15 protein-coding genes are annotated in these 16,825 nt (G+C 67.9%); 5 read left to right on the top strand and 10 right to left on the bottom strand.

The features are described 5' to 3' along the window. The first annotated feature begins 125 nt into the window (after positions 1-125). Entirely contained in the window at positions 126-347 is a 222-nt protein-coding gene (locus F816_RS0112070) for a hypothetical protein (protein WP_018950603.1), read from the top strand. Positions 348-359: 12 nt separating this feature from the next. Here F816_RS0112070 and F816_RS0112065 read toward each other — a convergent pair whose 3' ends face one another. From F816_RS0112065 to glgA, 5 genes are all read right to left on the bottom strand, one after another. Beyond that, a complete protein-coding gene (locus F816_RS0112065; RefSeq protein ID WP_019594934.1) occupies positions 360-1,754 on the bottom strand; it encodes a sigma-54 dependent transcriptional regulator in 1,395 nt (464 codons plus the stop codon). Next, positions 1,751-3,388: a PAS domain-containing sensor histidine kinase gene (locus tag F816_RS0112060; RefSeq protein WP_019594933.1), complete on the bottom strand. Its 1,638-nt coding sequence runs from the start codon at positions 3,386-3,388 to the stop codon at positions 1,751-1,753. The genes F816_RS0112065 and F816_RS0112060 overlap by 4 nt, the downstream gene beginning before the upstream one ends. A 9-nt stretch (positions 3,389-3,397) precedes the next feature. After that, positions 3,398-3,670, bottom strand: a complete 273-nt coding sequence (locus F816_RS0112055; protein WP_018146333.1) for a PP0621 family protein — start codon at positions 3,668-3,670, stop codon at positions 3,398-3,400. A 368-nt stretch (positions 3,671-4,038) separates the two neighbouring features. Then, a complete protein-coding gene (ppc, locus tag F816_RS0112050) occupies positions 4,039-6,882 on the bottom strand; it encodes a phosphoenolpyruvate carboxylase (RefSeq protein ID WP_019594932.1) in 2,844 nt (947 codons plus the stop codon). Between the two features lie 82 nt (positions 6,883-6,964). Beyond that, complete coding sequence (gene glgA, locus F816_RS0112045; RefSeq protein ID WP_019594931.1) at positions 6,965-8,452, bottom strand: glycogen synthase GlgA; 1,488 nt, start codon at positions 8,450-8,452, stop codon at positions 6,965-6,967. Positions 8,453-8,582: 130 nt separating this feature from the next. Here glgA and pgi point away from each other — a divergent pair, with 130 nt between their 5' ends. Beyond that, a complete protein-coding gene (gene pgi / locus F816_RS0112040; RefSeq protein ID WP_019594930.1) occupies positions 8,583-10,226 on the top strand; it encodes a glucose-6-phosphate isomerase in 1,644 nt (547 codons plus the stop codon). 22 nt (positions 10,227-10,248) lie between these two features. Here the strand turns inward: pgi and F816_RS0112035 are convergent, their stop codons facing one another. Beyond that, positions 10,249-11,097 (bottom strand): bifunctional nuclease domain-containing protein, encoded by an 849-nt coding sequence (locus F816_RS0112035; protein ID WP_019594929.1) that lies wholly within the window; start codon positions 11,095-11,097, stop codon positions 10,249-10,251. Between the two features lie 95 nt (positions 11,098-11,192). On the opposite strand from F816_RS0112035, the gene F816_RS0112030 reads away from it, so the two are divergent. Together F816_RS0112030 and F816_RS0112025 are read left to right on the top strand one after the other, a co-directional pair. Further along, positions 11,193-11,792 (top strand): DUF938 domain-containing protein, encoded by a 600-nt coding sequence (locus tag F816_RS0112030; protein ID WP_019594928.1) that lies wholly within the window; start codon positions 11,193-11,195, stop codon positions 11,790-11,792. Between the two features lie 383 nt (positions 11,793-12,175). Next, complete coding sequence (locus tag F816_RS0112025; RefSeq protein WP_019594927.1) at positions 12,176-13,120, top strand: IS110 family transposase; 945 nt, start codon at positions 12,176-12,178, stop codon at positions 13,118-13,120. Between the two features lie 257 nt (positions 13,121-13,377). On the opposite strand, the gene F816_RS0112020 is transcribed toward F816_RS0112025, so the two are convergent. Next, on the bottom strand, positions 13,378-13,803 hold the full coding sequence (locus F816_RS0112020; RefSeq protein WP_019594926.1) for a DUF3617 family protein: 426 nt from the start codon (positions 13,801-13,803) through the stop codon (positions 13,378-13,380). Positions 13,804-13,926: 123 nt separating this feature from the next. Here F816_RS0112020 and F816_RS0112015 point away from each other — a divergent pair, with 123 nt between their 5' ends. Continuing rightward, a complete protein-coding gene (locus F816_RS0112015) occupies positions 13,927-14,886 on the top strand; it encodes a matrixin family metalloprotease (RefSeq protein WP_019594925.1) in 960 nt (319 codons plus the stop codon). A 52-nt stretch (positions 14,887-14,938) separates the two neighbouring features. On the opposite strand, the gene F816_RS0112010 is transcribed toward F816_RS0112015, so the two are convergent. The 3 genes from F816_RS0112010 to F816_RS0112000 form a co-directional block, all read right to left on the bottom strand. Further along, positions 14,939-16,186: an OmpP1/FadL family transporter gene (locus F816_RS0112010; RefSeq protein ID WP_019594924.1), complete on the bottom strand. Its 1,248-nt coding sequence runs from the start codon at positions 16,184-16,186 to the stop codon at positions 14,939-14,941. 116 nt (positions 16,187-16,302) lie between these two features. Continuing rightward, the gene (locus F816_RS0112005) at positions 16,303-16,500 is read right to left on the bottom strand and encodes a DUF3185 family protein (RefSeq protein WP_019594923.1); all 198 of its coding nucleotides are present in this window, start codon (positions 16,498-16,500) and stop codon (positions 16,303-16,305) included. Positions 16,501-16,523: 23 nt separating this feature from the next. Beyond that, a complete protein-coding gene (locus F816_RS0112000) occupies positions 16,524-16,775 on the bottom strand; it encodes a GlsB/YeaQ/YmgE family stress response membrane protein (RefSeq protein ID WP_019594922.1) in 252 nt (83 codons plus the stop codon). Between the last annotated feature and the right edge of the window lie 50 nt (positions 16,776-16,825).

The following is a 16,825-nucleotide window of genomic DNA, read 5'->3' as shown; positions in this document are numbered from 1 at the left end:
GCCGGGGTGATGGGCGCCAGGCAGCACTTGGGGCGCGGGGTGGTGTGGACGATGCGGCGGCGGGCGTTCTCCGGTAGTGTCGCGTTCAGCTCTGTTGCGAGTCCCGTGCGAGGAAGCGAACCCCGATGCTGAAGTTTCTGACCGTGATCCTGATCCTGCTGTTCGTCTGGTGGCGAGTGTCGCGCTGGATGGATGTGCGCCGCCGCCGTGCGCGGGGGGAGGATGTGTCCTATCAGGTGGACGTGAAGGGGTTTCGCCCGATCACGGTGCTCAGTGTCATCTTCCTGCTGCTGTACGGCGGCTACGTGATCTGGTTTGCCCTGAACGAGTGGTTCGAGCTGTTGTAGACCGGAGTTTGACTACTCGATCCCGAGTTTCTTCAGGCGATAGCGCAACTGGCGAAAGCTGAGGCCGAGCAGGCGTGCGGCGGCCGTGCGGTTGCCGCCGGTCTGCTGCAGGGCGGTAGCGATGGCCTGGCGTTCCTGCGCGGCGAGCTGGTCGTCCAGGGCGCTCTCCGCGCCGTCGAGGCCGTTCTCGGGTTCGCCGTACTCCGCGCCCGGGGTGGGTTCGGTGCCCAGACCGTTCGCCGGCAGGTCGATGTTGCCGGCGCGGATCAGCGGCCCGTCGCACAGCGTGGCGGCGCGTTCCAGGATGTTCTCCAGCTCGCGGACGTTGCCGGGGAAGCCGTGCCCCTGCAGGGCCGCGAGGGCGTCGGCTGCCAGCTCCAGGTCGCCGGTCTGCCACTGCTCGCCGATGCGTTGCAGGATGCGCGTGGCCAGGCGTTCGATGTCGCCGCGGCGCTCGCGCAACGGCGGCACCTTCAGCTCGATCACGTTCAGGCGGTAGTAGAGATCCTGGCGAAAGCGGCCCTCGCGCACGGCCTTTTCCAGGTCGTGGTGGGTGGCGCTGAGGATGCGTACGTCGACCGGGATCTCGCGGGTGCCACCGACCGGTTTGATGGCGCGTTCCTGGATGGCGCGCAGGAGCTTCACCTGCATCGGCAGCGGCAGGTCGGCGACCTCGTCGAGGAACAGCGTGCCACCGTCGGCGGACTGGAACAGACCGGTATGGTCCTGGGTGGCGCCGGTGAACGCGCCCTTGCGGTGGCCGAAGAATTCGCTCTCCATCAGCTCGCCGGGGATGGCGCCGCAGTTGACCGGCACGAATGGACGTTCGGCGCGCGGGCCGAGGCGGTGGATCTCGCGCGCGACCAGCTCCTTGCCGGATCCGGACTCTCCGGAGATGAACACCGGGGCCTGGCTGCGCGCCAGCTTGTGGATGGTGGCGCGCAGACGCTGCATGGGCTCGGACTGGCCCAGCAGGGGGCTGTCATCGGGGGTGGCCGGGGTGGCGTCGTCGCCGGGCTCTACCGCGATCGAGGCCGCCGGCTCCAGGCGCAGGGCCGCGTCGATCAGTTCGCGCAGCTGTTTCAGGTCCACCGGCTTGCTGACGAAGTCGAAGGCGCCCAGCTTCAGTGCCAGGACGGCGGTATCCACGCTGCCGTGGGCGGTGATGACGGCCACGGGGAGCTCCGGGCGTTCGCTCTGGATGTGGCGGACGAGGTCCAGCCCGTCGCCGTCCGGCAGGCGCATGTCGGTCAGGCACAGGTCAAAGTCGTGCTCGGCGATCAGGGCGCGGGCCGGCTCGAGGCGGGTGGCCGTGGTGGCCTCAAGGCCCATGCGGGCCAGGGTAATCTCGAGTAGTTCGCAGATGTCGGGCTCGTCGTCCACGACCAGCACGTGGCGGATACTCATGCGCCTTGTTCCTTTGGCGAATCGGTTTCCAGGGGGGCGAACAGGATCCGGAAGCAGCCGCCGATGGGTGTGTGGACGTATTCCAGCGACGCCCCGTTGTTTTCGCACAGCATGCGCGAGATGTACAGGCCAAGGCCGGTGCCCCCGGCACGCCCGGAGACGAACGGTTCGAACAGGTCCTTTTCCTGTTCGGCAGAGATGCCCGGCCCGGCGTCGATCACGTCCAGACTGACCACCCGCGCGACCTGGCCGGCGCCGCCGCGCAGCACGATGGGCGGGCTGTCGGGCTGATCGTGGCCGCCATGGATGCGCGCATTGCTGCACAGGTTCCACAGGATCTGGTTGAGCTGGGAGGGGTCGAACTGGATCTCGGAATCCGCCGGCTCGATGCGCGCATGCAGGGTCTCTCGCGGCAATTGCAGCGCACCGCAGAACTCCTCGGCGAAGCGATCCAGGGTCTCCTGAAGATTCAGCCGCTCGCGTCCTCCGGCGTCCCTGCGTGACAGGCTGAGGACGTTGGAGATCAGTTCGTTCACGCGCTTGCTCTGGTTGTTGATGATGTCGAGCAGGCGCTGGTCGTGAGGCTTGAGATCCGGTGATTCGCCGAGCAGCTGTGCGCTGTGGCTGATGGCTCCCAGGGGGTTGCGGATCTCGTGGGCAATGCTGGCGGTCAGGCGGCCGAGGGCCTGCAGCTTGCCGGCCTGGGCCTGACGCTGGAGCTCGGCGGCGTCCTCCAGGATCAGCAGACTGCCCTGGTCGCCGCGGTTACCCAGCGGGGCCAGACGGATCCGCAGGGCCGGCTGGTCGCGGTCGCCCGGCAGCTGCTGGCTGGTCGTGGGCATGCCGTTGCGCTGCCAGTCGCGGATCACGCGTGCCACCGAGGGCGACAGGGACGACAGGTGGCGTCCCGGCCGCGGGGGGAGCAGACGGCGCGCGGCCTCGTTGATGGAGCGGATGTACCCGTCCGGGTCGACCGCGATGACACCGGCGCTCATGCGCGCGATGATCTGGGCGTTCAGTTCGGCCAGGTTGGCCAGGTCCACCTCCTGGCGTTCCACCTGGGCGCGGGTCTCGCCGGCCCGGCGGGCGAACTGGCGGGCCAGCAGGCCGGCCGCAAACAGGGTGGCACCCAGCAGCCCCGCCTGGGTGATGGCGGTATCGGCGGGGTGCAGGAATAGCGCGCTCACGCCCTCGGCCAGCAACAGGGCCAGGGTGGCGATCGCGGCCAGGGTCAGGGCGAAGCGTGCGCTGGAGAGCAGCACGGCCGCCACCAGGGCCGGGACCAGCAGCAGGCCAATGCCGGTGCCAACCCCTCCGGAGACGATCAGCAACGCGATCAGGCCGATGCCGTCGCCGGCGCCGCCGATCAACGCGATACGGGTGAGGCTGGTGGTGTCCGGGTTGTGGGTGCAGCGCCAGGCGAAGGCGGCGGCGACGAGTGCAAAGGCGAGATAGGCGGTGGCGATGACCGCGTAGAACTGGGGGGTGACGAGATGCAGCCCCAGCGGGGTATCCGGGAACAGCCCGAGCAGTAGCAGGACCGCCGCGACAAAGACCCGGTAGAGCGCGAAAAGCCAGGCGGAACGCCGGGTGTCGGCGTCGATCGGCGTGTTCCCCCCGGACTGGTTATCCATGGGCGAGGATCAGTCGTCTTCGGTGCGGGAATCGGCGTCGGAGCGGTTGCGGTCGACCTCGGCGTGCTGCGGCGAGCAGTAGAGGCGGTCGCCGTCGCGGTAGGCCTCGGCCTCCGGCACGTGCACACCGCAGAAGGCGCAGCGGATCACCGCGCCGCCCTCTTTCAGACGTTCGGGCCGTTCATCCTGGTGGACCTGCTTGCGGTTGCTGGTGGAGCGCACGAGGGTGCGCACCGCAAGGAACACGGCGACGATGGCGACGATCAGTAGCAGCAGGCGCATGGCGTGATTCTAGGGAAACACTGATTAATGTGCACGCTCGCGCTCGACTCGCTTTTGCGTGCGAACAAGGCGCGGTGACTGCCGTGCAGTCATTCTGCACAAGGGAGCCGCAACGCCGCGCGCGCGCCCGTTTTCGACAACAACGGGCGACCGAGCCCCGTCTTTCAATAGCTTGTGGGGTTGGCACCCCAGGTTCCCCGATCCCGCCCGCGTTACGGCCCTTGCCGGTAGAACCACTACCGGCTGCGCACCGCGCCTTGTCTCGGAAAACCTGGGGTGCCAACGCGAGGGTACGCATTAATCAGCGTTTCCCTAGCAGGATGACGATCGCGGACCACCGGCTGGGGCGGCCCGTGATCAGCCTCTCCCTAACCGGTGTTGCGCATGCCCGCGGCGATCGCGTTGATCGAGCGCAGCAGGGGCGACAGCCACGGGTTTTCGTCGGCGTCGTCGTCGGCCTCGGCGTCGAACTGGCGGGACTCGCGCAGCAGGTGGATCTGGATGCTGTTGAGCGGGTCCAGGTACGGGTTGCGGCGTTGCAGCGAACGCGCCAGCAGGGGCGTCTCGTCCATCAGTCGGTCCAGTTGTGCCACGCGCAGCACTTCGGTGACGGTGCGGCTGTGTTCCTCGCGCACCAGGACGTAGATGCGCTCGGCCAGTTCCGGGTCGCTGCACAGGCGGGCGTACTCCGCGGCGGTGCGCATGTCGGCCTTGGTCAGGGCCATCTGGCAGTTGGACAGTAACGAGCGGAAGAACGGCCACTCCTGGTACATGCGCTGCAACTGGGCCAGGCGTTCGGGGTCGTCGCCGCGCCACTGTTCCAGCGCGGTGCCGATGCCGTACCAGGCGGGCAGGGTGTGGCGCGCCTGGGCCCAGCCGAAGACCCAGGGGATCGCGCGGATCGAGCTCTTGGAGCGGTCGGTCTTGCGCCGGTGCGACGGCCGCGAGCCGATATTCAGGAAGCCGATCTCCTGTACCGGGGTGATCTCGTAGAAGTAATCGAGCACACGTTCGGTGCGGTCGATCAGCTCGCGGTAGGCATCCTCGCCAGCCTGCGCGAGCTCGTGCATGGTGGCGCGGTAGTCGTCGCGGTCCTTGCGCGGCGGCCGGATCAGGCTGCGCGAGGCCAGCATGACGCCGGTCGCACCCATGCCCAGCTCGTATACCGCGGTCTCCACGTTGGAGTACTTGTACGACAGTACCTCGCCCTGTTCGGTGAACTTGATCCGACCCTGCACGGTGGCCGGGGGCTGGGCGAGGATGGACTCGTGGGTCGGGCCGCCGCCGCGCCCGACGGTGCCGCCGCGGCCGTGGAACAGCTGGCAGCGCACGCCGAAGCGATCGGTAATGCCGACGATCTTCTTCTGTGCCTCGTAGAGGTTCCAGCTGGAGGCGAGGATGCCGCCGTCCTTGCAGGAATCGGAGTAGCCGAGCATGACGTCCTGGATGTTCCCGGAGGCGGCCAGCAGTCGTGCATACACCGGGTTGGACAGCAGGCCCTCGAGGACGTCCTCGACATGCAGCAGGTCCTCGATGGTCTCGAACAGCGGCGAGATGCGCAGATGGCAGAACGGGTTGCCTTCTTCGTCGTTGCCCGCGAGACCCGCCAGGCGGCCCAGCAGCAGGACCTCCAGCACATGCGAGGCGGCGTGGGTCATGGAGATCACGTAGGTGCCGATGCCGTCCGGACCAACCTCGCGGCGCATGCTCTGGATCACCTCGAACACGCGCAGGGTCTCGCGGGTGCTCTCGCCGAGGGCCTTGCGGTCCACCTCGGGCAGGTTCTCCACGGCGATCAGTTCGCTCAGCGCCTGCTGGCGGCCGGTCTCGTCCAGCGCGGCGTAGTCGGTGTCCGGTGCCAACTGGGCCAGCAGTTCCGCGATCGCGTCGGAGTGGACGGTGGACTCCTGGCGCACGTCCAGGTGGTGCAGGTGAAAGCCGAAGGTCTCGACCAGGCGGATCAGGTCGGTCAGCGCGCCGCTGGCAATGTTGCGATCACCATGGCTGACCAACGAGTCGCGGATCAGCTTGAGGTCGTTCAGGAAGGCCTGGGCGTCGGCATAGGCGCTGTTGGTCGGCAGCACGGCAGCCTCGCCGCGGACCCGGCGCACCACGGTGTCCAGGGTCTCGCGCAGACGGTAGCGCATGATGTAGAGCTTGCGCCGGTAGGGCTCGCTCTCGAAGCGGTCGGAGGCGCCCTGGAACACCGCGTTGGCGATATTGGAGTCGGCGTCCAGGCTGTCGAGGAATGCCTGCGACGGCTGGCACATGAAGGACGAGTGAGTCAGCACGTTGCGCAGGTGGTTTACCCGCTTGAGGTACTCACGCAGGACCTGTTCCATCGCCAGGCGGCAGGACAGCTCGGTGACCTCGGGGGTCACGTTCGGGTTGCCGTCACGGTCGCCGCCGATCCAGGAGCCAAAGTGCAGGAAGGCCGGGATGCGTACCGGCAGGCTGCCGTCGGGATTGACGCCGTAGATCCGGCGGATGGCCTTCTCGAGGAAGCGGTAGGACTGCGGGATGGCCTCGAACAGGCTCTCCTCGAAATAGAACAGGCCGTACTTGATCTCGTCCTGAACCTGCGGCTTTTTCACCCGCACCTCGTTGGTGCGCCAGAGGATCTGGATCTGGGTCTCCAGTTCCTCGGTGATCAGGCGGCGTTCTTCCTCGCCCAGCCCCGGCTGGTTGAGCCGGTCGGCGGTCTCGAACACGCGGCGCTGGTTCTCCATTGTGGTCCGGCGGCGGGCCTCGGTGGGGTGGGCGGTGAACACCGGCTGGTAGTGCAGCTCGTTGAGCAGGCGTTCCAGCTCCTCGGCGGTGACGCCTTCGCCATGCAGCTCGCGCAGGGTCTGGTCGAAGGAGCCGGTCCACAGCGGTTCGCCGCTGGAGACCTGGGCGCGGCGCCAGCGGTAGAACAGGTCTTCCTCGGCGATGTTGACCAGGCTGAAGTAGATGCTGAAGGCGCGGATCACGCGCTCGGTCAGCGAGGCGTCGAAGTGCGTGATGTCGGCCATCAGCTGGCGGCGCAGGTCGGGATCCTCGTCCTTGCGCAGGCTGACGAAGCCGCGGCGCAGCTTCTCCACCGCGTCGAACACGGCCTGGCCTTCCAGGTCGTGAATCACGTTGCCCAGGAGTTCCCCGAACAGGCGCACGCGGGCGCGCAGTTCCTTGTCCTTGGGGAGGAATCGGTCGTGTTGATCGCTTCGAGTCATATCGGGCCTGTGCGCGCAGGACGACGATCGCCGCTGCCTGGGCTTGCCGGTTGGGGTTCGGGAGGTCGCGAAAAGGACGCGATTATAGCGCAGATGCCGCCTTCGCACGCCGGCTGCGGCGCGGAAGCTGTTCGCGGTACAGGGCGAGATAGGCGTCGGCGCTGGTGGTCCAGCCGAAGTCGCGCGCCATGCCGTTGTGCATCAGCTGTTCCCAGTGGCCGTCGCCGCGGGCGGTATACAGCGCCAGGGCGCGCTCCAAGGCGGCGCCGAGGGCGGCGACGCTGTCCGGGGTGAAGCTGAAACCGGTGGCGGTGCCCGCCTCCAGGTTCTCCGGCGTGGCATCCACGACGGTGTCGGCCAGACCGCCGGTGGCGTGGACCACCGGCGGGGTGCCGTAGCGCAAACTGTAGAGCTGGTTGAGCCCGCAGGGCTCGAAGCGCGACGGCATCAGGAACAGGTCGGACCCGGCCTCGATCTGGTGGGCCAGCGGCTCGTCGTAGCCGATGTGCACGCCGACCTGGCCGGGGTAAGCGCGGGCGAGGGCGCCGGTGGCGTGTTCCAGGTCCTTCTGGCCGGAGCCGACCAGGGCCAGCTGGATGCGCCCGGCCTCCAGCAGCGGCGTGCAGGCCGCATGCAGCAGATCGACACCCTTTTGGTCGACCATGCGGCCGACATGGCCCAGCAGCGGGATGTCCGGGTTGACCTCCAGGCCCATGCGGGTCTGCAGTGCAGCCTTGTTGGCGGCCTTGCCCGCGAGGTCCTCGGCGCTGTAGCGCGCGGCGATGTGGCGGTCGCGCGCCGGATCCCAGTCGCTGTAGTCGACCCCGTTGAGGATGCCGTGCAGGTCGGCGCTGCGGGCGCGCAATACGCCGTCCAACCCCATGCCGTGGACCGGTTCCTGGATCTCGCGGGCGTAGGTGGGCGAGACGGTGGTGATCGCGTCGGCGAAGATCAGGGCTGCCTTCATGAACGAAAGCTGGTCGTGAAACTCGAGGGCCTCCGGGTGCCACAGATCCACGGGCAGGCTCAGATCCTGCACGGTGCTCGCCGGGAACAGGCCCTGGTAGGCCAGATTGTGGATGGTGAACACCGTCCGCGGGCGTTCGACGCCGGTGCGCTCCGGATCCAGCAGCAGAGGCACGAGACCGGTCTGCCAGTCGTTCAGGTGAATCAGTTCCGGCGCCCAGTTCAGCCCGGCCTCGTCCCGCGCCAGCGCCACGATGGCGCTGGCGAAACCGGCAAAGCGCTGGGCGTTGTCCGGCCAGTCCATGCCGTTGCTGGCGCTGTAGGGGTTGCCGGCGCGCTGGAAGTATTCCGGCCAGTCGATCAGGTAGACCGGGAGCCGGGTCCCGGGCAGGCGGCCCTCGAGGATCTGCCAGGGTGCGCCGTCCGGACCCGGGCGCGGGGTGGCATCCACCAGGTTGCGACAGGCCTCGGGGTAGCCGGGCAGCACCAGACGGGCATCCTGGCGCCGCCGGCGCAAGGCGGCGGGCAGGCTGGCGCTGACATCGGCGAGCCCCCCGGTCTTGACCAGACCGTAGGCCTCGCTGCTGGCGAACAGGATGCGCATGCAAAAAACCCCCAAGTGCGGAACCGGCGGCGCCGGATGACTTTCTGTTAATTGTAACGCAGGGGCCGGGGCGGCACTCTGGGCTTAGGACAATCGAGGAATCAGGATGACGGCAGGAGTGGGTGCGGTGATGGAGAGTGCCTTGCGGGTCGAGGCCCGGCGGCTGGCGGACGAGCCCCTGCGCGAGCTGTTCGCGCGCGATCGGGATCGGGTACAGCGGGATGTGCAGGAGATCGCCGGGTTGCGCCTGGACTGGACGCGCCAGCGCCTGGACGGTGCGGCCTGGGATGCCCTGTACGAGCGCGCTGCGGCCTGTGAGGTATCGGAGGCGCTGCGCGCGCTGTTTGCCGGCGAGCGGGTCAATACCACCGAGGGGCGGGCGGCCCTGCACACGGCCCTGCGCCTGCCGCGCGACGCCCACTGTGAAGTGGATGGCGCGGACGTGGTTCCGCAGGTGCATGCGCAGCTCGACCGGGTCGAGACGTTCGTGCGGCGGATTCACGACGGGGCCCACCGTGGCTACAGCGGGCGTCCGATCCGTCGCGTGGTGAACATCGGTATTGGCGGCTCCGACCTCGGGCCGCGCATGGTCTGCCGGGCGCTGGCGCCGCATGCACAGGCGACGGCCGACGGCGTGCCGCTGACCGTGCAGTTCGTCTCCAACGTGGATGGCGCGGCGCTCTCCGCCGTGCTGCGCGAGGCCGATCCGGAAACCACGCTGTTCATCGTCGCATCGAAGACCTTCGGCACCCAGGAGACCCTGACCAACGCCCGTGCGGCCCGCGCCTGGCTGCTGCGGCATGCGTCGGACGACACGGCCGTCGCGCGCCACTTCGTGGCGGTTTCCACCGCACGTGATCGGGTAACGGAGTTCGGTATCGACCCGGACAACATGTTCGGCTTCTGGGACTGGGTCGGCGGGCGCTATTCCGTGTGGTCCACCATCGGGTTGCCGGTGGCGCTGCTCCTCGGCATGGACGGCTTCCGTGCCTTTCTCGGCGGGGCTCATGCCATGGACGAGCACGTGCGCCAGACGCCGGTCTCCAGCAATGCCGCGGTGCGCATGGCGTTGGTGGACTTGTGGAACCAGAACCTGCTGGGGGCGCAGTCGCGCGCGGTACTGCCCTACGACGAACGCCTGTCGCTGCTGCCGCCGTACCTGCAGCAGGCGGAGATGGAGAGCCTGGGCAAGCGCGTGGGGCTGGACGGGCAGGTCGTGACGGACGCAACCGGCGCGGTGGTCTGGGGTGCGGTGGGCACCGATGGTCAGCACGCCTTCTTCCAGTTGCTCCACCAGGGCACGCGCTTCATCCCGGCCGAGTTCATCGGCGTGGCCCGCCCCGAGCACGACCTGCCGGCGCAGCACCCGTTGCTGCTGGCCAACCTGGTGGCGCAGGCCGAGGCGCTGGCGATGGGCAAGGACGAGGCCGCGGTGCGCGCCGAGATGACGGCGGCCGGGCAGTCGCCGGAGGCGATTGATGCGCTGGCGCCGCACCGGACCTTCCCTGGCAATCGGCCGAGCACGCTGATTCTGCTGGAACGCCTGGATCCGGCCACGCTGGGCGCGTTGATCGCGCTGTTCGAGCACAAGATCTACGTGCTGGCCACGCTGTGGGGGATCAACGCCTTCGATCAGTGGGGGGTGGAGCTGGGCAAGCAGCTGGCCGGTCAGGTGCTTGAGGACCTGGCGCCCGGCGCGACCGCCGGCGAGCACGATCCGGCAACCACCGCCACGCTCGACTGGCTGCGCCCGCGGCTTCCGCCGCGGGACTGACCCGCGTCCGTTCCGGCGCTGCTCAGACGGTCAGGGCGTCGTCGGACTCCTCGATCTCGGGGACGTCTGTGGGTAGCGTGATACTGCGGGTCTCGCCATCCAGCCAGTAGCGGATTTCGGCGGGTTCGCCCTCCGGTGTCGCGGAGATCGCCTCAAGGAAGTCCATCGGGGTGGTGGGCGTGCGCCCGTTCACTTTCAGAATCAGGGCGCCGTGGGTCAGGCCCGCGGCGGCGGCGAGGCCCGCGGCACGGCTGACCAGAACGCCGGATTCGTCCGGCAGTTGCAGGGCTTCGCGCAGGTCGTTGCGGGCCTCTACAACGGTGATGCCGAGGGCGGTGACGACCTCGTCCTCGCCCGGCGGGGTGTAGTCGAAGGCGACATCGGCCTCCAGGATTTCCGGCGCGACATGGATGGCGGCCCCGCTGCGTACCGCCAGGGCGAGCCCGTCGCTGGGGCGGGTGTCGATCAACCGGGGTTCGGTCTCGCCGGCGATCCGTACCTCCAGCCAGCCGAGATAGGTACCGTTCTCCAGGCCGTCAATGATCACCCGTTCCAGGCGCGCATCCATCTGCTCCAGCAGGTCGATCATCAGGTCGTGGGTCTGCGGGCGCGACAGTGTTATGTCGTGCATGGCCAGCAGGATCGCGCGGGCCTGGTCGGTCCCGATCACGATCGGGACCACCTCGCCGGACGCCGGGTGTCGCAACAGGGCGATGGGCGTGCCGGAGCCGGCATCCACCCCGACGGTGGCCAGTTCGACCGGCAGCAGGCGCTCCGGGTCGGTCGCCATGTCGCGGGCCAGCGCCTCGCCGCCCATGACCAGCAGCAGGACAAGCAGGGCGGGCAGGAACAACCGGAAGCGGGGTGTCATCAGGGCAGCCTGGAAATAGGGTGTGTCCCGATCATGGCAGTGCGGTTGCGGGGCGTCCAGAATACTGCCTTGTCCCCCGTGAACGGATCGCTGCGATGACCTCCGACAAGCCCTATGCCCCGGCCGCGGATCAAAACCGCGCGCCGATCCTGGCCCAGCTGCGCGAGCAGTTCCTTGTGCATGGACGGGTGCTGGAGATCGGCGCCGGCACCGGGCAGCACGCGGCGCATTTCGCCGCGGCTTTGCCGCATCTCGACTGGTATCCCAGTGACGTGGCAGAGAACCTGCCGGGCGTGGAGGCCTGGCGACGCGACGCGGCCCTGCCCAATCTGCGGCCCCCGCTGGAACTGGACGTGCTGCGGGATGCCTGGCCGGAGGGGCCGTTCGAGTACGTCTACAGCGCGAATACCGTGCATATCATGCACTGGCCGGCGGTGGAGGCGCTGTTTGCCGGCGTGGCTCGGGTACTGGCGCCGGGTGGGCTGTTCGCGCTGTACGGGCCGTTTGCCCACGACGGTTCGCATACCGCCGAATCCAACGCCCGGTTCGACCAGATGCTGCGGGCGCAAGATCCGGGCATGGGCGTGCGCGACCGCGCCGACCTGGATGTCCTTGCCACGGCCGCGGGCCTCGAGTCCGCGGCGGTCATCGACCTGCCGGCCAACAATCAGATCCTTCTCTGGCGTCGCGAGTGAAAGGTCAGGGCATCATCACTGAGCCCACGAAGGACACAGAGAAAATCGAATTAGGCCTGGAAGGAACATGTAGGAGGCCAGCCTCTGGCCGATCGAGCGCCCGTTCGATGCCGCGGACGGTTGGGGTGCGCGGCCGGCGCCGAATCGGCCAGAGGGCTGGCCTTGTATGTTTACTCGTGGCAGGCCTAAAAAGGGGCTGTCGGGGCGAAGGGACGAGGCTGGCATCTGACCGCAGGTACAGACCGTGGGAGATTTCGTCCCGCCCCTCACCTCAAGCGCCGATAAGGAATCGATCGGCACAGGACCGACGATAGATGGCAAGCCAGCGCACGGTGAGGCCCCGACAGACACTTCCACGCTAGCTCCGAAGGAGGATGATGGCAATGTCTGCAACGACTTCGCGTATCGGGGTGGATGTCGGCAAGGCCGAGGTCTGGTTCAGCATCAACGGCGAACCCGCTCAGTGCTGCAAGAACACGCCTGCGGCGATCGAGCGCTGGATCCGGGGCCTGACGGAACCGGCGGATTTCGCGATGGAGGCCACCAGTGACTACCACCTGGTGACGGCGCTGGAGGCGATCCGGCAAGGCCACCGGGTATATCTGATCAATGGCTATCGCCTGAACCGCTACCGCGAGAGCATCGGCGGCCGCGCCAAGACGGACGCGGGCGACGCCCGCCTGCTGGTGCGCTATCTCGAGCGAGAGCAGGACGACCTGCGGCCCTGGACGCCGCCACCCGAGGGCTACCAAACGCTGCAGAAGCTGCTGCGGCGCCGCGCCACGCTGGTCCGCGCCCGGGTCATGCTGCAGCAGAGCCTGCGGGGTGTTCCCGAACTGCAGACCGGCCTGAAAAGCCTGCTCCGTCAGATCCAGAAGATCGACGATGAACTCCAGCGGCATCTGCACAAGGCCGTTGACCGTGCCGGCTGGTCAGAGGACTCACGCCGCTGCAAACAGATGGAAGGGGTCGGCCCCATCACGGCCGCCGCCCTGACCATGGCCTTCCACCGCGGTCATTTTCGCAGCAGCGATGCGTTCATCGCCTTCCTAGGGCTGGATGTCCGGGTCCGCGACTCCGGTCAGAAACGCGGTCGACGCCGACTCACCAAGCAGGGTGATCCGGAAGTGAGGCGGCTGCTATACCTCGCTGCCATGCAGGCCAAATCCAAACCGGCCTGGCAGGACTACTATCAGCGCTGCCTGGACCGCGGGCTGGCTACGACCCAGGCCCTCAACGCCCTGGCGCGAAAACTGGCCCGCGTCGCCTTCGCCCTGATGAAGAAACAGAGCGACTATCAGCCGAAGGTGCCTTGCGGGCAGACATAGAATCTCCCACAAAGGGGAATCGAGCATGGCGGGAGCTCGGCCTCCTGAGCGATCGGGGCCGACCAAGTCTGATTGGCTTAGGGATGATTTCTAGCGGCACAAGCCAGCAAGTAGGATGCGGTTGAGCGCAGCGAAACGCATCAATTCGGGAACCGGGAAACCCGGGGCCGCGACACGATGCGATTCGCTGCGCTCATCACATCCTACCCTTCTTCGTTGGGTCTTCTCCGTGCCCTCTGTGGTGACTCAGAGGGGGGTCAGCAGTCGCCGATGCGCTGGCCGCGCATCTCCATGCGCACGTTCATCCGGCCCATGGGGGTATCCATCTCGCTGGTCATTTCGCCCTCGGCGCGGTCACCCATGAAGCGCATGCTGCCGTCCATCTGCATGCGTCCGCCCTGCGGGCCGGGGCAGCTCATGGTGTAGTCCATGCGGTCGGCACTCATGTCGACGTGGTCCAGGGTGCAGCCTTCCGGCGCTTCTATGATGTTCTCGCCGCGGTCGATGTCTTCCTGGGTGACGCACTCGGTGCTGGTCTCGGTCTGGTCCGGCATGCCGCCCATGCCCTCCATGATCATGGTGGTCTGGTTTTCCCAGAGACCGGGCTGGATGTTCGGGGTCTCGGCCTGGACGACGAGCGGCAGGGCAACGAGCGGCAGGGCGGCAAGAAGGGTGCGCAGCATGGCAGTCTCCTGAATCGGGGGTATCGAATGGGTTCAATGGTGCCTGGCGCGTCATGACGGGGCAAACGCGGGTGGCGGCGCCCGCTGGCTGGTACCTTGGGTGTGTGCGAGGGAGGAGCTGAAATGGCAATACCGGTATGGCTGGTTGGCGGTGTCGGGGCGCTCGCGCTGGGCGGTGTCCTGTGGCAAGAAGGGCAAGCGCCGGGCGGCTCCGCTGGGCATGCGCACCTGGCCGCGCCGCGCTGCGAGGTGCCCATCACCCTGCATCTGGAGGCTGTGGACCCGCGCTTCCGGCTGGAGCGTGACGCGGTGCAGGCGGCCCTGGATGCAGCTGTGAGTATGTGGGACGGGCCGACGCCGGAAACCCTTTTCCGTCAGCGCGAGGGCGAGGGCATGCCGGTCCGGCTGGTGTTCGACGAGCGCCAGGCGGGTGCCGAGAGCCGCGACCGGGCGCGCGCGGAGCTGGACCGGCTCAAGCGGGGGATCGCCGAGCGCGAGGAGCGCCTGGATCACCGCCACTCGGCGCTGGCGGCGGACGCCGCGGGCTATCAGCGACGCCTGGAGGACCTTCAGGCGCGCCAGCGCGAGTACGGAGAGGCGGTGGCCGCGTGGAATGCCGGACGCATGGCGCACAGCGCGGGGAACCGCGAGCGGCTGGAACGGCAGCGCCGGGCGCTGGATGCGGCGCGGGACGACCTGGAGCAGGGCCGCCGCACGCTGGAGCGTCGGCGCAACGAGCTCAACCGCGAGATCCGCGACCTCGAGGGCGAGATCGATGGCTTCAACGAACGGGTCGCGGAGCTCAACCGCGAGATCGGCGCGACCGGTGCCTTCGACATGGCGGTCTACGAGCAGCAGGGCGCGCGGCGCTCTATCACCGTGTTCAAGGCCAGTGACGCGGACGAGCTGCGCCTGACGCTGGCGCACGAGCTGGGGCACGCCCTGGGGATCGAGCACGTGGACGACCCGGCGGCGGTGATGCACGCGATCCTGGGTGAGGCCAACGCCGGACGGCGCGACCTGAGCGACGCCGACCGACGCGCCCTGGCGGCGGCCTGCGGAGTCGAACTGGAGCGCAGGTGACCGGGACAGGGCGTTTGCCCTGTCCCGGATGGTGGGGCTACAAGATCACGGACTAGAAGTGGTAGCGCATGGCGGCCGACAGGACGTGCACGTGACCCTTGGTCGTCCCCTGCATGTTGATGTCGGTCCCGTTAAAGCTGCGCGTGATATCGAGATCCTCGCTGGCGATGTGGATGTAGCTGTAGCCCAGGTCGAAGGTGAAGCGCTCGCTGCTGGCGTAGCTGGCACCGAAGGAGAACCAGGTGCGGTCACCATCCGGGGTGCGCGTGCTGCGCCCGTCGGTCTGCGTCGGGGTCTGGTCGTACTGGATGCCGCCACGCAGGGTCCAGCGCGGGTTCATTGCGTACTCGGCCCCCACCGCCAGGGCGTAGCTGTTGCGGTAGTTCTGTTCCAGCACCTGCTCGTTGCCCTGGGGCAGCTGGATCTGGATCTCGTCGAAGTTCGACCAGTTGAACCAGGTGTACTGGGCCAGGCCCGTCCAGCGATCGCTGAAGCGATGCTGGATGCCGATCGACGCGATATCGGGCAGTTTCAGGTCGGCACGACCGGGCAGAACACCCTGCTGGGTGGAGGTCACGGTCCCCTTCAGGGTGTGGGTGATGCCGTCGCGGTAGTGGATGCCCAGCCGGGTGTCATCATTCAGGTCGAACTGCATGCCGATGTTGAAGCCGACATCCCAGTTGTCACCCTCGAGTTCAAACTCGCCGTCGGTGGCCGGGCTGGGCGGGAGCCCTCCGGGCGTCGCGCTGCGCAGGGTGGCATCGGCGTACTGCAGGTCGAGGCCGCCGCCGATGGAGATCCGGTCGGTCAGCTCGAACGCGATGCTGGGCTGCAGGTTCAGCACCTGTAGGTCGGATTCCAGCGAGTCGTAGCGGGCAAAGAAGTCGTCGTTGTACTCGTTCTTCAGGCCGAAGGGCGCGGTGAGGCCGAAGCCCAGCCAGACGCGGTCGGCGTACTGCTCCGCCCAGTACAGGTTGGGGATCGGGGTTGGATCGTAGGGATTGCTGCTGTCTCGCCCGTGGGCCTGGGTGTTGCGCTGGTTGACCTCCGCGTTGGGGATCAGCAAATGCACGCCCGCCTGGAGCTCGTTGCTTTCCAGACGCGTCATGCCGGCCGGGTTGAAGTAGATGGTGCTGGCGTCGGAGGCGATGGCCGCCTCCCCGGCGTAGGCACGGCCGAGGCCGGATACGCCCTGCTCCTGGAGGTAGAAGCCGGCGGCCAGCAGGGTCGTGGGGGCGGCGAACAGGGCGGAGCTAACGGCGATCGAGAGCGCCAGACGGCGCGACGGTGTCAGAGTCATGCGGTCTCCCCTCGTTTTTGGTTCCAGGGGGGTTCCGCAGCGATGCCGCGTCCGGTGTCGGCCGCAGGCTCCCCCGGGGGGGACCCTACCGTCTCGGGAAGATCACGCCAACCGCATCACATTTTCGAGGTCATCAGGATCAGGCCGATCAGCGCCGCCACGCCGCCACCGATAAGCAGCGCGAGGGTGCGCCGGGTGAAGCGGTCAAGAAACAGCCGCGCCGCGCGCTCGCGCATGCCGAAGGCGTCCTGAACACCGACCAGGGCGGCGATCAGGCCGCCAACCAGCAGGATGATGCCGAGGATCTGGATCATGAGAACTCCTTGGATCGGGTGGATCAGTCCTTTCGGATCAAGCGAAGCAGACCCAGCAGCAGCACGGCGCCCACGGTGGCGGCGGCAAGGCTGCCGATCAGTCCGCCTGCCTGCACCCCGAGCTGGGTGAACAGCCAGCCGCCGAGGAAGGCGCCGATCACGCCAACCACGATATTCAGCAGGATGCCCTGCCCGGACCCGTGTACCAGCAGGCCTGCGAGCCAGCCGGCAATGCCGCCGATGAGCAGTAGGAGAAGAAGGGATTCCACGGGCATGTTGTTGCGCTCCTGGCAAGTGACGGGCGATTGGATCGTGCGGATGTCGA

Origin of the sequence: Thioalkalivibrio sp. ALM2T (assembly GCF_000381505.1) — a bacterium.
Classification (GTDB): domain Bacteria; phylum Pseudomonadota; class Gammaproteobacteria; order Ectothiorhodospirales; family Ectothiorhodospiraceae; genus Thioalkalivibrio; species Thioalkalivibrio versutus.
Note: the sequence above shows the minus strand (reverse complement) of the source record. Positions and strands in the feature narration are given on the sequence as shown.

Bases quoted from the DNA above. Each gene is read 5' to 3' on its own strand.
- F816_RS0112070 (WP_018950603.1), top strand. From the start codon at position 126: ATGCTGAAGTTTCTGACCGTGATCCTGATCCTGCTGTTCGTCTGGTGG.
- F816_RS0112065 (WP_019594934.1), bottom strand. From the start codon at position 1,754: ATGAGTATCCGCCACGTGCTGGTCGTGGACGACGAGCCCGACATCTGC.
- F816_RS0112060 (WP_019594933.1), bottom strand. From the start codon at position 3,388: ATGGATAACCAGTCCGGGGGGAACACGCCGATCGACGCCGACACCCGG.
- F816_RS0112055 (WP_018146333.1), bottom strand. From the start codon at position 3,670: ATGCGCCTGCTGCTACTGATCGTCGCCATCGTCGCCGTGTTCCTTGCG.
- ppc (WP_019594932.1), bottom strand. From the start codon at position 6,882: ATGACTCGAAGCGATCAACACGACCGATTCCTCCCCAAGGACAAGGAA.
- glgA (WP_019594931.1), bottom strand. From the start codon at position 8,452: ATGCGCATCCTGTTCGCCAGCAGCGAGGCCTACGGTCTGGTCAAGACC.
- pgi (WP_019594930.1), top strand. From the start codon at position 8,583: ATGGAGAGTGCCTTGCGGGTCGAGGCCCGGCGGCTGGCGGACGAGCCC.
- F816_RS0112035 (WP_019594929.1), bottom strand. From the start codon at position 11,097: ATGACACCCCGCTTCCGGTTGTTCCTGCCCGCCCTGCTTGTCCTGCTG.
- F816_RS0112030 (WP_019594928.1), top strand. From the start codon at position 11,193: ATGACCTCCGACAAGCCCTATGCCCCGGCCGCGGATCAAAACCGCGCG.
- F816_RS0112025 (WP_019594927.1), top strand. From the start codon at position 12,176: ATGTCTGCAACGACTTCGCGTATCGGGGTGGATGTCGGCAAGGCCGAG.
- F816_RS0112020 (WP_019594926.1), bottom strand. From the start codon at position 13,803: ATGCTGCGCACCCTTCTTGCCGCCCTGCCGCTCGTTGCCCTGCCGCTC.
- F816_RS0112015 (WP_019594925.1), top strand. From the start codon at position 13,927: ATGGCAATACCGGTATGGCTGGTTGGCGGTGTCGGGGCGCTCGCGCTG.
- F816_RS0112010 (WP_019594924.1), bottom strand. From the start codon at position 16,186: ATGACTCTGACACCGTCGCGCCGTCTGGCGCTCTCGATCGCCGTTAGC.
- F816_RS0112005 (WP_019594923.1), bottom strand. From the start codon at position 16,500: ATGATCCAGATCCTCGGCATCATCCTGCTGGTTGGCGGCCTGATCGCC.
- F816_RS0112000 (WP_019594922.1), bottom strand. From the start codon at position 16,775: ATGCCCGTGGAATCCCTTCTTCTCCTACTGCTCATCGGCGGCATTGCC.